Origin of the sequence: Neolewinella lacunae (assembly GCF_014349155.1) — a bacterium.
In the GTDB taxonomy this organism is placed as follows: Bacteria; Bacteroidota; Bacteroidia; order Chitinophagales; family Saprospiraceae; genus Neolewinella; species Neolewinella lacunae.
The window spans coordinates 1-623 of record NZ_JACSIT010000125.1 but is presented as its reverse complement, the minus strand read 5'-3'; the positions used below and the strand labels follow the sequence as shown (position 1 = coordinate 623).

General features: G+C 61.3%; 1 pseudogene. It reads left to right on the top strand.

The features are described from left to right. Positions 1 to 623 (top strand): annotated as a pseudogene (locus H9S92_RS14015) (hypothetical protein); the annotation flags it as partial.

The window sequence follows — 623 nt, the reverse complement described above, 5'->3', positions numbered from 1 at the left end:
ATCGGCTCCTTCGTAGTCAACCCCAACAACGCTACGCCCGAGATCACGACGGCCATCCCCGTAGGAACGCACCTGCTGCGCTACACCTACACCGATCAGTGTGGCAACTCTGACTTCTCCGACTACCTCTTCACGGTGGAAGACCGCACGGCCCCCGTTGCGATCTGCGAAGACGGCCTGAACATCGGCATCTCTTCCGGTTCTTCTTCCACGACGGGTCTGCCCACGGGCTTTGCCGTCCTGACGCCGGAGAACATCGACAACGGTTCTTACGACGACTGCTCCGGTGTAACGCTGTCCATCGCCCGTGTGAACGCTGCCAACATCGCCCTGGAGGTATACGACCAGGAACTGATCCTGACCTGTGCTGATCTGGGCACGGTACGCGTCGGCCTGCGGGTAGAAGACGCCGCCGGCAACGTAAACTTCTGCTGGCTGGACGTACTGGTGGAGGACAAGAACGCCCCGGTATGTATCCCCCCGAGCCCGGTTACGCTGAGCTGCATTGAGTACAACGCCGCGCTGCCTGCCGACATCACGGAGACGACCATCGAGGAGCGCAACGCCGTCTTTGGTGCTGCGGCCGGGGTGGACAACTGCGAGGTGACGATCACGGAAACGAT